The sequence below is a fragment of the Aquimarina rhabdastrellae genome (genome assembly GCA_947387485.1).
Lineage (GTDB): Bacteria > Bacteroidota > Bacteroidia > Flavobacteriales > Flavobacteriaceae > Aquimarina.
Genome location: CANDNT010000004.1, coordinates 151,068 through 166,802, shown reverse-complemented (window position 1 = coordinate 166,802; position 15,735 = coordinate 151,068). Strand labels below are relative to the sequence as shown.

The following is a 15,735-nucleotide window of genomic DNA, read 5'->3' as shown; positions in this document are numbered from 1 at the left end:
ACATGAAGAAGAAACATTATGTCATTTTATTTTTGGTTTGCTTTTTTCCTTTATTAAGCTTTGGACAAACAATTGAAAAACTGAGTTTTGAAACCTATTTAAACTATGTTAAACAACAACATCCATTAGTTAAAAAGGCTAATTTACAATTGGATAAAGCAAATGCTAAGTTAACTAAGGCTAAAGGTAATTTTGATCCTAAAATAATAGCAGATTACGATCGTAAATTCTTTAAAGGAACAGAATACTATGATGAATTAAATGCGACATTAAAACAACCTATTTGGTATGGTATTGAAGCCAAGGTAGGTTACGAAAGAAACGAAGGTGAGTTTTTAAATCCTAATTTAACGGTTCCAGAAGAAGGTTTATATAGTGCAGGGATTTCTGTAAATCTAGCTAGAGGATTCTTGATTAATGATAGAATGGCAACCTTAAAAAAAGCACGTTTGTATAGAGAACAAACAAAAGCTGAAAACGAATTAACGATTAATACCATACTTGTTGCTGCTAGTAAAGCCTATTTTGAATGGCTAAAAACAGCTAATGAATATGAAATACAAAAATTAGCTGTTGCTAAAGCTGTTGAACGTAAAACAGCTGTAGAACGTAGTGTAGAAGCAGGAGATAAACCAGCAATACTAGTTACTGAAGCTTTGATTACAGAACAAAATAGAAGACTTAAGCTAGAAGCCATAACCTTAAAAAAGCAAAAAGCCTTACTTAATGCAAGTAATTTTTTATGGTTTGAAAACACTCCTATCGAAATAAAAGAAGGAATTACACCAGAACTTATCGATAAGCAGAACGTTGTAAATGTATTAGGAATAGAAGAAGATGAACCCACACAAAATTTAATTGATAGTCATCCAAAGCTTAACGGTTTAATGACTAAAATTAAAATATTAGAAGTAGAAAAACGATTAAAACAAAACAAGCTATTACCAAAAATTGAAGTACAATATAATTTTTTGACACCAGAGTATGATCAAATAAGTAGTATAGATTTTGAGAATTATAAAGCAGCTGTAAGATTTAATTTTCCACTTTTTTTAAGGAAAGAAAGAGGAGATTTAAGATTGGCAAAATTTAAAATAGAGGAAACTAATTTTGAAAGATTAACCACAACTTATAAGATTCAAAATAAACTAGAAGCAGTAAAAACAGAAATAAGTTCTATTGACAAACAATATGATTTAATTAAGGATATAACGGTAAAGTATCAAGAACTTGTAGTAGCCGAAGAAAAGAAATTTGAGATAGGAGAGAGTTCTTTATTTTTAATTAATTCAAGAGAGCAGAAACTCATACAAAATCAAATGAAAGAAAATGATTTGAGAATTAAACAACTTCAAGTATTGACAGACCTGTATGAGGTGAGAGGAATTGTGAATTAAATAATTTTAATACGCATAAATATTAAACCGCACTGAGTGTGGTTTTTTTTATGCATAAAATTATTTTGTTTAATCTTTTTGTTTAAAAGTTAAACAATTTGTATTTTTGAATAAGAAAATAAATAAAAAGCTTATGAGTCAGGAAGTTAAAATGGATAAGATGCAATTGGTATCAGCCTATATGGATTTTGTCTTAAAGCAGGGTAAAGCACCAGAAAATGTATATGTATTTGCTAAAGAATGTGGAATAGAGGAATCAGAGTTCTACACGTTTTTTGCTTCCTTTGAAGTTTTAGAAAAACATGTTTTTACTGCCTTTTATAATCATACTATAGCATTATTACATAAAAATGAAGCCTATCATACGTTTCAAGCCAAGGATCAATTACTGAGTTTTTATTATACTTTTTTTGAGATACTTACGGTAAATAGAAGCTTTGTACTATATGTACTTCAAAAACAAACAAGCATAAGTCACAGTATTTCGCTTTTTTCAGGACTTAGAAAAAATGTGAAAGAATTTATGAGTGGTTTAGAAATAGAGAAGTTGGAATTAAAGAATAAGAATTTAAATAGGTTTCAGGATAAAAAGATAGAAGAATTAGGCTGGGGGCAATTGATAATTTTTATCAATTATTGGAAGAAAGATACTTCAGAGAGATTTGAAAAAACTGATGTATTTATAGAGAAATCTGTTACAGCTTGCTTTGATTTAATGAATATCAAGCCTATAAAAAGTGTAATGGATTTGGGTAAATTTTTATTTAAAGAAAACTTAAGAAGATGATATATGAAGACAATAGATAGTATACCGATTACAAAAATACAACGTGCTTCAAAACTAATTGAAACAGGAGCAAAAGTTGGGATAAATTATATCAAATATTATGGCGACCGTATTGTAAGTAATGAAAATTCAGCCAAAGAGAAATTAAATAATGCAAATGCAGAAGATATTTATAATGGATTGAAGAACTTAAAAGGTAGTGCTCTTAAAGTGGCACAAATGCTGAGTATGGAAAAGAATCTACTACCCAATGCCTATGTAGAGAAATTTTCTTTATCTCAATTTTCGGTACCACCATTATCGCCACCTTTAGTGATCAAGACTTTTAAAAAGTATTTTGGTCAATCTCCGCAAGAGCTTTATGATAGTTTTGATACCAATGCTATTAATGCAGCAAGTATAGGACAAGTACACTTGGCAAAAAAAGATGGGAAAAAATTAGCTGTGAAAATACAATATCCAGGTGTAGCTCAAAGTATAGCTTCAGATCTAGCATTGGTCAAACCTATTGCGATGAAAATGTTTAATATAGAAGGAAAAGGCTCTGATAAATATTTTAAAGAAGTAGAACAAAAGCTTGAAGAAGAAACAGATTATATATTAGAAATCAAGCAAAGCGAAGAACTTGCCAAAGCCTGTAAACATATTCCTAATGTGATCTTTCCAGAGTATTATCCCCAATTATCGTCGGATAGAATTATTACGATGGATTGGATGAAAGGAGAACATTTATCTGAATTTACCGCACGTAATAATGATGTAAATAAATCTAATAAAATAGGACAAGCTTTATGGGATTTTTATATGCATCAAATCCACTGTTTACGAAAAGTACACGCAGATCCACATCCAGGAAACTTCTTGATTACCCCAGATGATCAACTGGTCATCTTAGATTTTGGTTGTGTAAAGGCTATTCCCCAAACATTTTATGAACCATATTTTGAACTTGCAGAAAAAGAGAAGTTATCAAATCCAGAGGTTTTTAAACAAAAACTTTATGAATTAGAAATTTTGAAAGAAGATGATACTCCTCAAGAAAAGAAATTCTTTTCTGCGATGTTTCATGAGATGCTTAGCTTATTTACACAACCTTTTCATGAAGTTTATTTTGATTTCTCTGATGGTGACTTTTTTGGGAAAATAGCAAAACTTGGTGAACGCTATTCAAAGGATACTACATTGCGAAAAATGAATGGAAATAGAGGCTCTAAACACTTTATTTATATGAATAGAGCATTTTTTGGACTATATAATTTAATGCATGATTTAAAAGCAAATCACATAGAGATTAATAGGTTTAAAAAACTGAATGAAAATAGATGATGAAAAGATTTTTAAGATCAGAAATTGATGCATTAGAGCATCTCTATAAAATTAATTTAATCAACAGTTGTTCTGGATTTAAACCTGCTAATCTCATAGGATCAATTTCTAATAATAAAAGACCTAATGTAGCAGTATTTAGTTCTGTAGTACATATGGGGTCAGCACCTCCTTTAATGGGAATGGTTTTTAGACCATTAACAGTACCTAGAGATACGTATAAAAATATAAAAGAAACAAAGTATTATACTATAAATCATATACATGAAGAAATAACTCAAGAGGCACACCATACATCTGCTAAATACCCTTTGGAATTCTCAGAATTTGATGCAACGAAGTTAACTCCTCAATATAGAGATGAATGGGATGTGCCTTTTGTAAAAAATGCTCCTGTACAGTTATTGATGAAGTATGAAGAAGAATATTATATTAAATCTAATGATACTATTTTGCTTATAGGATCGATAGAAGCATTGTTTATTAAAGAAAACCTCATAAAACATGATGGATTTGTTGATTTAGTTGAAGGAAATGTAACAGCAATCAATGGATTAGATGCTTATGCTACTCCAAAAGAACGTAGAAGATATGATTATCAACGGCCAAGACAAGATGTCTTAGCTCAATTTGAGACCAATAATAATTGAAAATGAATGTTATAAAGAAATGAATAATGAAGCTGATGATGTAGCATTAGTATGGTTTAAAAATGACTTAAGAATGACTTAAGAATACATGATAATAATGTACTAAAACAAGCATTAGACAATCATAAAAGTGTTATTGGATTATATTGTTTTGATGATAAGATTTTTGATAGTAATGAATTAGGGATTAGAAAACTAGAAGTATATAGAGCAAAATTTCTATTAGAGAGTCTTTGTAATCTAAGAAAAAACCTATCGGATCTATTGGTTCCCCTTGAAGTTAGTTTAAAAGAACCTATAGCGGTTATAAAATTACTTGCAAAAAAGTATGATATAAAATGTGTTTATACTCATTAATCACAATCAAGAACTACCAGATTTTTACTGGAATGCTCATACAAATATGAATTGTATAAAACATGCAGTTCAAAATTCATTAGATAATGCATATGCACATCACATTCAACGCTTAATGGTTTTAGGTAATTATGCATTATTATCTATGGTAAACCCTAGTCAAGTAGATGCTTGGTACTTAGGTGTATATATAGATGCTATAGAATGGGTACAACTACCTAACACGAGAGGCATGAGCCAATATGCAGATAGTGGGTTAATAGCAACAAAACCGTATATCTCATCGGCAAGCTATATCAATAAAATGAGTAATTACTGTACGAGTTGTACCTATAATCACAAAACGAGAATAGAAAGTGACTCCTGTCCTTTTAATAGTTTGTATTGGAATTTTTTAGAGATACATCGAGAAAAACTTGCTAAGAATAGAAGAATGAAAATGATGTACAGTATTCTAAATAAGATTCCGATTGAAGAGCGTGAAAAAATCAAGAAAAGGGCAATGCACATCATAACAACACAGGATGTATAATAAAAAAGAACATATTGTAATTGTTTGGTTTAAAAGGGATCTACGTTTAGAAGATAACGAAGCAATAAGTAATGCTATTGCTAGTGGTAAGCGTATCTTATTGTTATATGTGTTTGAAGAATTATTACTTAATGATACTCATTATAGTAAACGACATTGGGATTTTATAAAACAATCAATTGTAGCTATAAATACAAAATTACAAAGTTATAATACTCAAGTGTTGGCTGTACAATCAGATATGATCTCAGTGATGAATAAATTGCAAGAATTGTTTTTTATAGATACTGTTTATTCACATCAAGAAACGGGAATATTAATAACATATCAGCGAGATAAAAAATTTAATAGGTATTGTAAAAATAATAAGATTAAATGGATCGAGAATATAAATAATGGAGTACAAAGAGGAATACAAAATAGATTAGATTGGGGTATACAATGGGAAGATTATATGAAAACCAACACATATAAGTTTAACCCACAGAAAGAGAATTTTATTTCAAATGAAGTAATAGAGAACATTAACAAACATTTTAAAACAGTATCACTCCATACGATATTAAAAACACCTTTTCAAAAAGGAGGACGACAAATGGCGCTTCGTTATAAAGCTTCATTTTTTGAAGAGCGATATCAAAATTATGCTTCAGATATTTCTAAACCGCAAGGATCTCGTACAGGTTGTAGTCGATTATCACCATATTTTGCTTGGGGTAATTTATCGATAAGAGAAGTATGGCAAGAAGCAAAAGCCTTACGGAAAGTTAGTCCTAAAAAACGAACTTTAGATGGGTTTATGGCGCGATTGCGATGGCAGGCACATTTTATACAAAAATTTGAAATGGAATACGTGATGGAAAAAGCAAGTGTAAATAAAGGATTTCATAAACTTAAAAAGAAAATATCTCAAGAGTTTCAAGAAGCTTGGAAAACAGGGAATACTGGAGTGCCTATCGTTGATGCATGTATGCGATGTTTGAATACTACTGGCTATCTCAATTTTAGAATGAGAGCAATGGTCGTTTCTTTTTTTACACATTTATTATGGCAACCTTGGCAAGAAGCAACAATACATTTATCCAGACAATTTCTAGATTTTGAACCAGGAATTCATTTTCCTCAATTACAAATGCAAGCAGGAGAGACAGGAATCAACACTTTACGTATATATAATCCTATAAAAAACGGACTAGAACATGATCCAGATGCAGCGTTTATTAAAGCTTGGGTGCCAGAGTTAGCATCACTTGATACACGATTTATACATGAACCGTATTTAATGACTTCGCTAGAACAAGGATTATATAATTTTAGATTAGGAGAAGCATATCCTTATCCAATTATTGATATGAAATTAAATCGTAAACGAGCAAGTGATACTTTATGGAAACTGAGAACAGATAAATTGGTAATAGAAGAAAGTAAGCGAATTCTACTTAGGCATACTTTAATGAATCGTAAAACTAGAAGCTCATGATTATTGAAACTACATATGAAGAACCTGAGATAACAAAAAGAATTAATGAATTGGTCGGGAAACCATTTTCTATTTGGCAAAAACTTAAACTTAAAGGAGTAGGTTCGTCAAGAATGATTATAGTTAAAGCAAGCAATATGATCAATAAAAAGTTAATTGAAAATAGTGATCTTAATTATGCAAATATAGAATTGAGGCCACAAGGAATATTAACTCATATAAAACAATTACATCAAACATATACATGGTGTATACCATATTACCAGTTGGTGTACTATAAAACAGAATTTTTTAGCCTACATGCTCAAGGACAGTATATACAATTTAAACTAAAAAGTTATAAAGAAAATAACGTGTTTATAGAGAAAATGAAACAAATGAGAATAGAAGTATTGGGGAAAAATAATAGCGATTTTTATGACAGATAGAACATTAGATCGAATCATAGAAATGGCATGGGAAGATAGAACACCTTTTGAAGCTATTAAGTATCAATTTGGATTAAATGAATCTCAAGTGATTTCACTTATGAGAAAAGAATTAAAACGATCAAGTTTTAATAGATGGAGAAAACGAGTACAAGGAAGAGTTACCAAACATTTAAAGAGAAGAAGTTTTGAAAAAGGTAGATTCAAATGTAATAGACAACGTAATATATCATTAAACAAAATAAGTAAGCGTATATAAACATAAAATGAAAACTCCTCAATATCGTACAGCAATTATACGAAAAGAACATTTCAATGCAGCACATCGATTACATAATGCACATTGGAGCGACGAAAAAAATAAAGAAGTTTTTGGTAAATGTAATAACCCTCATTATCATGGGCATAACTATGACCTTGAAGTTAAAATAATAGGTATATGCAATCCAGAAACCGGCTATGTAATGGATACAAAAGTTTTATCAGAATTGATAAAGACTAATATATTAACCCCTTTGGATCATAAAAACCTTAATCTAGAAGTAGAAGATTTTAAAAATTTGAATCCTACAGTAGAACATATTGCAATGGTAATTTATGATAGATTACGATCACATATTGATCCAGCATTAGAATTAAAAATTAAGCTATATGAAACAGAACGAAATTATGCAGAATACCCTTATTGAAGAATCAAATTTGATTGATTTTACGATAGATGAAATAGGAGATGAACATATGTTTACTAGCCTAGAAACACCTTTAAAAGAAGATGCCTTTACATTAACCAATGAAGAAAAGAAGGAAAAGATTAGTGTGCTTTTTAGCGAAATAATGGATGTTTTAGGATTAGATCTTACAGATGACTCCTTAAAGGGAACACCAGATAGAGTTGCTAAAATGTATATCGAGGAGATTTTTTCTGGCTTAGATCCTAAAAATAAACCTAAAATCGCATTATTTAATAATACGTATAAATACCATCAAATGTTGGTAGAGAAGAATATAAGTTTCTATTCTAATTGCGAACATCATTTTGTTCCTATAATAGGTAAAGCTCATATTGCATATATCTCTTCGGGTAAAGTAATAGGTTTATCAAAACTCAATCGTATTGTACAATATTATGCTAAGCGACCACAAGTACAAGAACGATTAACAAATCAAATAGGAAAAGAATTAGAGAACATATTAGATACAAGAGACGTAGCTGTGATCATAGAAGCAAAGCATCTTTGTGTTTCATCTAGAGGAGTAAAAGATGATACTTCAGAAACTGTAACAGTATACTATGGAGGAGTATTTAATACAGAAGCAAAAATAAGAGAACTACAAGGCTATATAAAAGATTAAAACATGAAAAGTATACAAGGGATAAAAAACTTTTTAGTTTTTCTAGTACTCAATTTTGCAGCATTAGCTTTAGGTATTTATCTTATGGATAACGGACCTAGATCACTATGGTATGCTAATCTAGATAAAGCACCATGGTCACCACCTAATGCTTTATTTGGGATAGCATGGTCTTTTATTATGATTTGTTTTGCTGTATATATGGCTCAACTATGGCATAGAGTATCTACAAAAAAAGTAGTTACACTTTATAGTTTGCAATGGATTTTAAATGTGTCTTGGAATTACATTTTTTTTAATCAGCATTATATCATATTAGGAGTTATCATATTAATCGCTTTACAAATTGTATTGATATTGATGACAAGTAAGTTTAAAAGAGAGATGAACTTATGGTCTCTTTTAATATTACCTTATATAATATGGATGTGTATTGCTATATCACTTAATGTTTATGTGATTTGAAATATGATGAAATATTTTTAGGGAGTAATTAGCTATACATTAGTAGTATCAAAAAGATACAGTTTATATACTAGTTAAGAGATCTCATATAGATTGTTTTTTGATTAAAAAAGATGTCCATTAATGAAGTTAATGGCTCTGTATAGATATTGTATGCTATACAAATCAAACTAAAAAATCAAAACAAATTTATTATGAGTACAGAATTAGCAACAAAAGAAGTAGTAGAAACAAGTAGTGTTACTACATTTTTAAATGATTTAAACACAACAGTATCTGATTTGACTACTATAGATCAAGGAATCAATAGTTTGGATTACGAACTAAATAATGCGATTTCTTATATCTCGTATCCATCAGAAATATCAGATGATCTTAGTGACTTAATAGATGGTATTACAGCATTATCAGATGCTTTGACTATTCTAGAATTAGTTCCAGATGTAGGCACATTTGTTGGAGATTTAAAAAAGATACTTAAGCCTTTAAAAGATGGTATTACAGATGCAAATAAACCAGTGAAGAAAGTAGCTGATATCGTAAAACCATACAAAGATGCTTTAGAAAAAATGGAATCTAAAGTGAGTAAAATTGGAGATTATGTAAATAGTGGAGAAACAGCTGCTTCAAATTTTAAAACAGAGTTTTATAATATTTATAAATGTGTACAAAAAACTAGTTTGGTGAGTGTTTTAGAAGATTTCTCTAAAGATGCTGATCCTTATGTAAAAGGAGCTAATAATGTACTAAATGGATTAATTAGTACAGGAGCAACAGTTTCTAATGGATTAGCAGATGCAGGTAGTATATTAAAAGATGATGTAGCACCTATAGGCGAAGCTATTAATACATTCACAAATGATATAAGTCCAATATTAGCTGTAGCCAAAGATATTAATTCAGCGTTAAATCATAAGATAAGTGTACCATATGGAATTAAAGTTACGGGGCCATGGTATGAACCTTGGAAAGATTCAGTTAAAGTAGAGTATTTTACATTTACAGTACAAGAGATTCTTAACGGAATAGAAGATATCATAGAAGAAGTGGAAGATCTTTTAATGGATGGTGTAAAGGAATTTTTAGGATCAATTTTTAACAAAATTAATAGTGTTTTTAAAGATGTAGAACACTATTTAGAAAATAGTATTCCTGGATTAAATGATTTAGAGGGAGTGATTACTAAGTTTGAAAATGAAATTGAAACTGTAGTAACACCTTTTACTGAGCTTTCAAGTGATATTTCAAGCTTTGTAGTTAAGTTTACAAGTTTTGAGAATAATGTAAGAGTTGCATTTAGAAAGGATATAGGTGAATTAAAAGGATCTTCATGTGTTCAAGCTATTTTAAATGCATAAAGTGATTTTTCAGATTTAAAATCATTGAATAAGATGAGATACTATTTTGTATATAAAATAGTATCTTGTTTTTTTATACTAAAAAAATGATTACGACTATAAAAGTACATGACCTAGATCAAAACGAAGTTGATCTAATTAACTTATATAATAACAAACCTCTAGTTTTAATTTTTTACAATAATGAATGTTTAGGATGTACAGGTAGAGCAATTCCTTTAGCATATGAGTATCAACAAGAGTTTAAAGATATTCAAGTACTGGGGATACATAGTAATTTTAGAAATAATGATATATCAAGAACAGATATAGAAAGTATTTTTACCAAAAAAGAAACCCCGTTTCCTATATATATAGATAAGCACCATCGAGTATATGATGACTTTAATTGTGAAGGAACACCACAATGGGTTTTGATAAAAAAAGATGGAACTGTTTACAGATCAATATTTGGATCTCAATCAGGTGCCCAAAATAGACTTTTGTATGCAATACAAGGATTGATTGAAGAAGATAATTTATAGTCTAATTTTATTTTTTAACTTCGCAACGTGAATTCTATCAGAAAAATAGCGCCTATAGTGTTGTTAAGCATTTTTAGCTTAACGTTATTACACACTATATTACCTCATATTCATCATGTACATGAATTAGAGCATGCTATTACTGATCACGATGTAGATCATCACCATGATGATATTGATACAAACCATCATCATGAAAATAAAAGTGGAGATCATCATAATGATTTAGACTTTTTTAATCATTTTTTAGAAAGTCATGCACACAATGCTATTACAGATGAGGTTATTGTTCTTGCGCAATATGTGAAAACAGCGTTAGAAAAAACTACAGATGATAGTACTAAGATTCTTCCGTATACTTTTTTATTAAAAAGAGATCTCTCTAGTATAACTAGTACGATAAATGATATTTATGTACTAAAATCAGTCAGGAAACCTCTATTAACTTCACTCTCCCTACGGGGACCACCTGCTTTTATTTAGTTTAAGTTACGGTGATACAACTCTTATATAGTATTAAACCTATATAAGAATAGGATGTTTTATTAAGAATAATGAGATTCTTAGTAAGAACACTCTTGTATCCCAAATTTACATTAAACAATATATCTGAAGTACAGTAAAAGTACCTCATGATATCGTATTTAATTAAACTAAAAAAATGCAATGCTAGATAAAATAATAAAGTTTTCGATAACTAATAAATTAGTTGTCGGACTAATCACTGTAGCTTTGATTATATGGGGCTCATATGCTTTATCAAAGCTACCTATCGATGCGGTACCAGATATTACAGATAATCAAGTAATGGTTATTACGGTATCGCCTACACTGGCCGCTCAAGAAGTCGAACAGCTTGTCACATTTCCTGTAGAACAAGCGATGGTCAGTATTCCTAATATAGACGAAATGCGTTCTTTTTCAAGATTCGGACTATCTATAGTCACTATCGTTTTTGAAGAAGATGTTGATTTATATTGGGGTAGACAACAAGTACAAGAACGATTAGCATTAGTTGCTAAAAATATACCTGAAGGAATAGGAACTCCAGAGATGGCACCTGTAACAACAGGATTAGGAGAAATTTACCAATATGTTGTTCGTCCTGCCAAAGGATATGAAAAACAATACGATGCTACCGAGTTAAGAACAATTCAAGATTGGATTATTAAGCGACAACTTCTAGGTACAGAAGGAGTAGCTGAAGTGAGTGGTTTTGGAGGTTATATTAAACAATACCAAGTAGCAATTGATCCTAATCGATTACAAAGCATGAATATATCAGTATCAGAATTGTTTGAAGCGTTAAAGAAAAACAATCAGAATACTGGTGGAGCTTATATCGATAAAAACCCAAAAGCTATTTTTATTCGTAGTGAAGGATTAATAAAGAATATTGAAGAAATAGAAAAAGTTGTAATTAAAGTTAATGAAAATGGTATCCCTATATTAATTAGAGATGTTGCCAATGTTACTTTAGGTCACGGTACACGTTATGGTGCAGCAACTAGAAATGGAGAAGGAGAAGTTGTAACAGGAATTGTGATGATGCTCAAAGGAGCTAATTCTTCTAAGGTTATTACTAATGTAAAAGATATGATAGAACAAATTAAGACAACCTTACCAGAAGGGGTTGTTATAGAACCATTTTTGGATAGAAAAAACTTGGTTGATAGAGCTATTAATACTGTAGTAACCAACTTAGCCGAAGGTGCATTGATCGTTATTTTTGTATTAATACTCTTTTTAGGAAACCTAAGAGGAGGACTAGTCGTAGCTTCAGTTATACCATTATCCATGCTTTTTGCAATAGGAATGATGCATATGTTCGGTGTTTCTGGTAATTTGATGAGTTTAGGAGCAATTGATTTTGGATTAATAGTAGATGGTGCTGTTATTATTGTTGAAGCAGTAATGCATGGCATAACAAAGAGTAAAACAAAATATACAGGAGTAACTAAGCTCACAAAAGCGCAAATGGATGAAGAAGTATACCAATCTTCAAAAAAAATACGATCTGCTGCTGCGTTTGGAGAAATTATCATTTTGATTGTGTATTTACCAATTCTCGCACTTGTAGGTGTAGAAGGAAAAATGTTTGGACCTATGGCACAAACGGTCTCTTTTGCCATTTTAGGAGCCTTTCTGTTGTCCTTAACTTATGTACCTATGATGTCTGCTTTGATGTTAAGTAGAAAAACAACGCATAAGCGTAATTTTTCAGATAAAATGATGACGGTATTTCAACGTTTTTATGATCCAATTATAAAAGGTGCTTTACAGCGAAAACGTCTTGTCTTAGGAATTACTATTGGAGTATTTATACTAACTGTAATTACTTTTAATACAATGGGAGGAGAATTTATTCCACAATTGGATGAAGGTGATTTTGCGGTAGAAACAAGAGTTCCGGTAGGGAGTTCTATACAGCAATCTATAGCAGTTTCTACTCAAGCTCAAAAAATTATACTAAAGAATTTTCCGGATGAAGTTAAGCAGGTTGTCAATAAAATAGGATCAGGTGAAATACCTACAGATCCTATGCCTATAGAAGCAGGAGATATGATGATTATCCTTAAAGATAAAGACGAATGGAAAGTAGCAAATACTCGTGAAGAATTGGTTACAAAAATGGAAGAGAAATTAGCAGTAATAGCCAATGCAACCTTTGGATTTCAGCAACCTATACAAATGCGTTTTAACGAATTACTTACAGGAGCGAAGCAAGATGTGGTATTGAAGATATATGGAGAAGATCTGGATAAACTTTCGACTTTAGCATCACAAGTAGGAAATACAATTAAAACCGTAGCAGGAATAGAAGATTTATATATAGAAGAAATTACTGGTTTACCTCAAATTCAGATAAAAATGAATCGAGATAAGATCGCACAATACGGAATGAACATTGAAGATATCAATGCGGTAATTGCTACTTCGTTTGCAGGAAAATCTGCAGGGTTAATTTACGAAGGAGAACGACGTTTTGATCTTGTCGTACGCTTAGACAAATTGTATAGAACAGCCATTACAGATGTAAAGAATATTTATGTAACATCAGCTTCAGGTAATCAGATACCATTAGCAGAGGTAGCTCAAATTTCTTATGAACCAGGACCTGTACAAATCCAAAGAGATAATGCCAAACGTCGAATTACAATTGGTTTTAATATAAGAAATAGAGATGTACAGAGTATTGTAAATGATATAAAAGAACGTATTGGTTTAAAGATCAATATGCCAGCAGGATACTATATTACTTATGGTGGACAATTTAAAAATTTACAAGAAGCAAACAAACGTTTAGGGATAGCTGTTCCAGCAGCTTTATTACTGATTTTATTGTTACTGTATTTTACATTTAAATCGGTTAAACAAAGTTTGTTGATTTTTACAGCAATACCACTTTCTGCAATTGGTGGAGTATTTGGACTTATTTTAAGAGAAATGCCTTTTAGTATTTCGGCGGGAATTGGATTTATAGCGTTATTTGGTGTAGCAGTTTTAAACGGTATCGTATTAATTGCTGAGTTTAATAGATTAGAAAAAGAAGGTATAACAGATATTTATCAGCGAATACTTTTAGGAACAAAAACCAGGTTGCGTCCTGTGTTAATGACAGCAATGGTAGCATCGTTAGGGTTTCTACCTATGGCACTTTCTAATACATCTGGAGCCGAAGTACAACGTCCGTTAGCTACAGTAGTAATAGGAGGACTATTTACAGCGACAATCCTAACCTTGGTGATCATCCCTATTTTATATAGCTACACATTAAAGAAAAATAAATTCAAAGCTAATAAAATAGTGACAGTACTAGGCTTAGTATTAGGCTTAAGTAGTATAACTACAGTAAATGCACAAAACATAAATAAACAAGGAAGAACTATAACTTTAAAAGAAGCAATTAAGGAAGCTTTAAAAAATAACAATAGCATAAAGATTGCAACTTACCAAGTAGAGATGACCAAAATAGCAAAAAATGAAGCTATTAATATACCTAAAACCGAAGTTTCATATAGTTATGGAGAATTAAGCAATCCAGGTGTTGATGATGATTTATTTTCTATATCACAACGTATAGCTTTTCCTACGGTATATTATCGTCAAAACCTTTTGGCTAAATCAAAAATGCAAAGTAGTGAAGATCATAAAGCTTTACAAGAGACAATATTAATCGGGAAAGTTAAAAATGCCTATGATTTTTATGCAATGCAATTGGCTAAAAGAAAATTGCTATTAAAGCAAGATAGTATTTATAAGCAACTAGATTTTGCAAGTAAAAAGAGGTATGAAACAGGGGAGACAACAAAACTTGAACATATAATGTCAAGAACTCAGGCTATGAAAATGAATAATCTGTTAAAACAAAATGATAGTGATATTGCCATTGCAAAGAAGAAATTACAAGCAATAGTATACACAGAAGATAACTTGATTTTAAATGCTAATGATTTTAAAACTAAAACACTATTAGCTATAGATTCAAAAAAGAATGTAGCTCATATACCATTGATAAAATATCTTGAAGGCAAAGTCAAAATAAAAGAAAAAGAAACTAAGTTAAGTCGAAGTTTAATCTTACCAGATATTCTATTAGGATACAATAGTCAGACCTATACAGGACAATCTAATATAGCTAATAATGCAATTAGTTATACATCTTCAGATCGTTTTTCATCTTTTAAAATGGGATTAGCAATTCCGTTATTTCCTGGAGGGAATAGATCCAAAATAAAACAGGCTAAGCTAAAAGAAACGATAGCTTTAAGTCAATTAGAATTGATTAAAGTAGAGAAAGAAGCGAGTTTACAAGAACATATCAAAGCTTATGAAAAATATCAAGAAACTTTAGCCTATTATGTTCAAAATGCAATTCCGCAAGTCGAATTATTGATTAAGACTGCAAATCTGAGTTTTAAAGAAGGTGAAATAAATTATACGCAATACCTCCAGAATTTGGCCGTAGCCAATACAATTCAAACAGAATACTTGGATGCGATATACTTAAACAATCAAACCGTGATTGCGATAGAAACCTTATTAGGAGAAGTAATGACGAATTAAAAAGAAAAAGA

Annotated in this window: 16 protein-coding genes; all 16 read left to right on the top strand. The window is 30.5% G+C overall.

Features of this window, described 5'->3' with window-relative positions; genetic code table 11:
• Window positions 1-2: 2 nt before the first annotated feature.
• The 16 genes from ACYEKI_RS09330 to ACYEKI_RS09255 all read left to right on the top strand — a co-directional run bounded on the left by ACYEKI_RS09330 (window position 3) and on the right by ACYEKI_RS09255 (window position 15,724).
• A complete protein-coding gene (locus ACYEKI_RS09330; protein ID WP_459210919.1) occupies window positions 3-1,397 on the top strand; it encodes a TolC family protein in 1,395 nt (464 codons plus the stop codon).
• Window positions 1,398-1,530: 133 nt separating this feature from the next.
• A complete protein-coding gene (locus tag ACYEKI_RS09325; RefSeq protein ID WP_459210918.1) occupies window positions 1,531-2,184 on the top strand; it encodes a TetR family transcriptional regulator C-terminal domain-containing protein in 654 nt (217 codons plus the stop codon).
• 3 nt (window positions 2,185-2,187) lie between these two features.
• Window positions 2,188-3,510, top strand: coding sequence for an ABC1 kinase family protein (locus ACYEKI_RS09320; RefSeq protein WP_459210917.1), 1,323 nt, complete (start codon window positions 2,188-2,190; stop codon window positions 3,508-3,510).
• The gene (locus ACYEKI_RS09315) at window positions 3,507-4,160 is read left to right on the top strand and encodes a flavin reductase family protein (protein WP_459210916.1); all 654 of its coding nucleotides are present in this window, start codon (window positions 3,507-3,509) and stop codon (window positions 4,158-4,160) included. Before ACYEKI_RS09320 ends, ACYEKI_RS09315 begins: the two co-directional genes overlap by 4 nt.
• An 84-nt stretch (window positions 4,161-4,244) precedes the next feature.
• On the top strand, window positions 4,245-4,517 hold the full coding sequence (locus tag ACYEKI_RS09310; RefSeq protein WP_459210992.1) for a deoxyribodipyrimidine photo-lyase: 273 nt from the start codon (window positions 4,245-4,247) through the stop codon (window positions 4,515-4,517).
• Entirely contained in the window at window positions 4,501-5,049 is a 549-nt protein-coding gene (locus tag ACYEKI_RS09305; protein ID WP_459210915.1) for a hypothetical protein, read from the top strand. The genes ACYEKI_RS09310 and ACYEKI_RS09305 overlap by 17 nt, the downstream gene beginning before the upstream one ends.
• Complete coding sequence (locus ACYEKI_RS09300; protein ID WP_459210914.1) at window positions 5,042-6,529, top strand: cryptochrome/deoxyribodipyrimidine photo-lyase family protein; 1,488 nt, start codon at window positions 5,042-5,044, stop codon at window positions 6,527-6,529. Before ACYEKI_RS09305 ends, ACYEKI_RS09300 begins: the two co-directional genes overlap by 8 nt.
• Window positions 6,526-6,957, top strand: a complete 432-nt coding sequence (locus tag ACYEKI_RS09295) for a hypothetical protein (protein WP_459210913.1) — start codon at window positions 6,526-6,528, stop codon at window positions 6,955-6,957. The genes ACYEKI_RS09300 and ACYEKI_RS09295 overlap by 4 nt, the downstream gene beginning before the upstream one ends.
• On the top strand, window positions 6,947-7,216 hold the full coding sequence (locus ACYEKI_RS09290; RefSeq protein ID WP_459210912.1) for a TIGR03643 family protein: 270 nt from the start codon (window positions 6,947-6,949) through the stop codon (window positions 7,214-7,216). The genes ACYEKI_RS09295 and ACYEKI_RS09290 overlap by 11 nt, the downstream gene beginning before the upstream one ends.
• Before the next feature lie 7 nt (window positions 7,217-7,223).
• The gene (locus ACYEKI_RS09285) at window positions 7,224-7,646 is read left to right on the top strand and encodes a 6-pyruvoyl trahydropterin synthase family protein (RefSeq protein WP_459210911.1); all 423 of its coding nucleotides are present in this window, start codon (window positions 7,224-7,226) and stop codon (window positions 7,644-7,646) included.
• The gene (folE, locus tag ACYEKI_RS09280; protein WP_459210910.1) at window positions 7,609-8,310 is read left to right on the top strand and encodes a GTP cyclohydrolase I FolE; all 702 of its coding nucleotides are present in this window, start codon (window positions 7,609-7,611) and stop codon (window positions 8,308-8,310) included. Before ACYEKI_RS09285 ends, folE begins: the two co-directional genes overlap by 38 nt.
• Before the next feature lie 3 nt (window positions 8,311-8,313).
• A complete protein-coding gene (locus ACYEKI_RS09275) occupies window positions 8,314-8,775 on the top strand; it encodes a TspO/MBR family protein (RefSeq protein ID WP_459210909.1) in 462 nt (153 codons plus the stop codon).
• Between the two features lie 194 nt (window positions 8,776-8,969).
• The gene (locus ACYEKI_RS09270; protein ID WP_459210908.1) at window positions 8,970-10,133 is read left to right on the top strand and encodes a hypothetical protein; all 1,164 of its coding nucleotides are present in this window, start codon (window positions 8,970-8,972) and stop codon (window positions 10,131-10,133) included.
• Window positions 10,134-10,219: 86 nt separating this feature from the next.
• Window positions 10,220-10,657: a TlpA family protein disulfide reductase gene (locus ACYEKI_RS09265; protein WP_459210907.1), complete on the top strand. Its 438-nt coding sequence runs from the start codon at window positions 10,220-10,222 to the stop codon at window positions 10,655-10,657.
• A gap of 27 nt (window positions 10,658-10,684) precedes the next feature.
• Window positions 10,685-11,140: a hypothetical protein gene (locus ACYEKI_RS09260; RefSeq protein ID WP_459210906.1), complete on the top strand. Its 456-nt coding sequence runs from the start codon at window positions 10,685-10,687 to the stop codon at window positions 11,138-11,140.
• A 183-nt stretch (window positions 11,141-11,323) separates the two neighbouring features.
• Window positions 11,324-15,724 (top strand): CusA/CzcA family heavy metal efflux RND transporter, encoded by a 4,401-nt coding sequence (locus ACYEKI_RS09255; RefSeq protein WP_459210905.1) that lies wholly within the window; start codon window positions 11,324-11,326, stop codon window positions 15,722-15,724.
• Window positions 15,725-15,735: the final 11 nt, after the last annotated feature.

Bases quoted from the DNA above. Each gene is read 5' to 3' on its own strand.
- ACYEKI_RS09330 (WP_459210919.1), top strand. From the start codon at position 3: ATGAAGAAGAAACATTATGTCATTTTATTTTTGGTTTGCTTTTTTCCT.
- ACYEKI_RS09325 (WP_459210918.1), top strand. From the start codon at position 1,531: ATGAGTCAGGAAGTTAAAATGGATAAGATGCAATTGGTATCAGCCTAT.
- ACYEKI_RS09320 (WP_459210917.1), top strand. From the start codon at position 2,188: ATGAAGACAATAGATAGTATACCGATTACAAAAATACAACGTGCTTCA.
- ACYEKI_RS09315 (WP_459210916.1), top strand. From the start codon at position 3,507: ATGATGAAAAGATTTTTAAGATCAGAAATTGATGCATTAGAGCATCTC.
- ACYEKI_RS09300 (WP_459210914.1), top strand. From the start codon at position 5,042: ATGTATAATAAAAAAGAACATATTGTAATTGTTTGGTTTAAAAGGGAT.
- ACYEKI_RS09295 (WP_459210913.1), top strand. From the start codon at position 6,526: ATGATTATTGAAACTACATATGAAGAACCTGAGATAACAAAAAGAATT.
- ACYEKI_RS09290 (WP_459210912.1), top strand. From the start codon at position 6,947: ATGACAGATAGAACATTAGATCGAATCATAGAAATGGCATGGGAAGAT.
- ACYEKI_RS09285 (WP_459210911.1), top strand. From the start codon at position 7,224: ATGAAAACTCCTCAATATCGTACAGCAATTATACGAAAAGAACATTTC.
- folE (WP_459210910.1), top strand. From the start codon at position 7,609: ATGAAACAGAACGAAATTATGCAGAATACCCTTATTGAAGAATCAAAT.
- ACYEKI_RS09275 (WP_459210909.1), top strand. From the start codon at position 8,314: ATGAAAAGTATACAAGGGATAAAAAACTTTTTAGTTTTTCTAGTACTC.
- ACYEKI_RS09270 (WP_459210908.1), top strand. From the start codon at position 8,970: ATGAGTACAGAATTAGCAACAAAAGAAGTAGTAGAAACAAGTAGTGTT.
- ACYEKI_RS09265 (WP_459210907.1), top strand. From the start codon at position 10,220: ATGATTACGACTATAAAAGTACATGACCTAGATCAAAACGAAGTTGAT.
- ACYEKI_RS09255 (WP_459210905.1), top strand. From the start codon at position 11,324: ATGCTAGATAAAATAATAAAGTTTTCGATAACTAATAAATTAGTTGTC.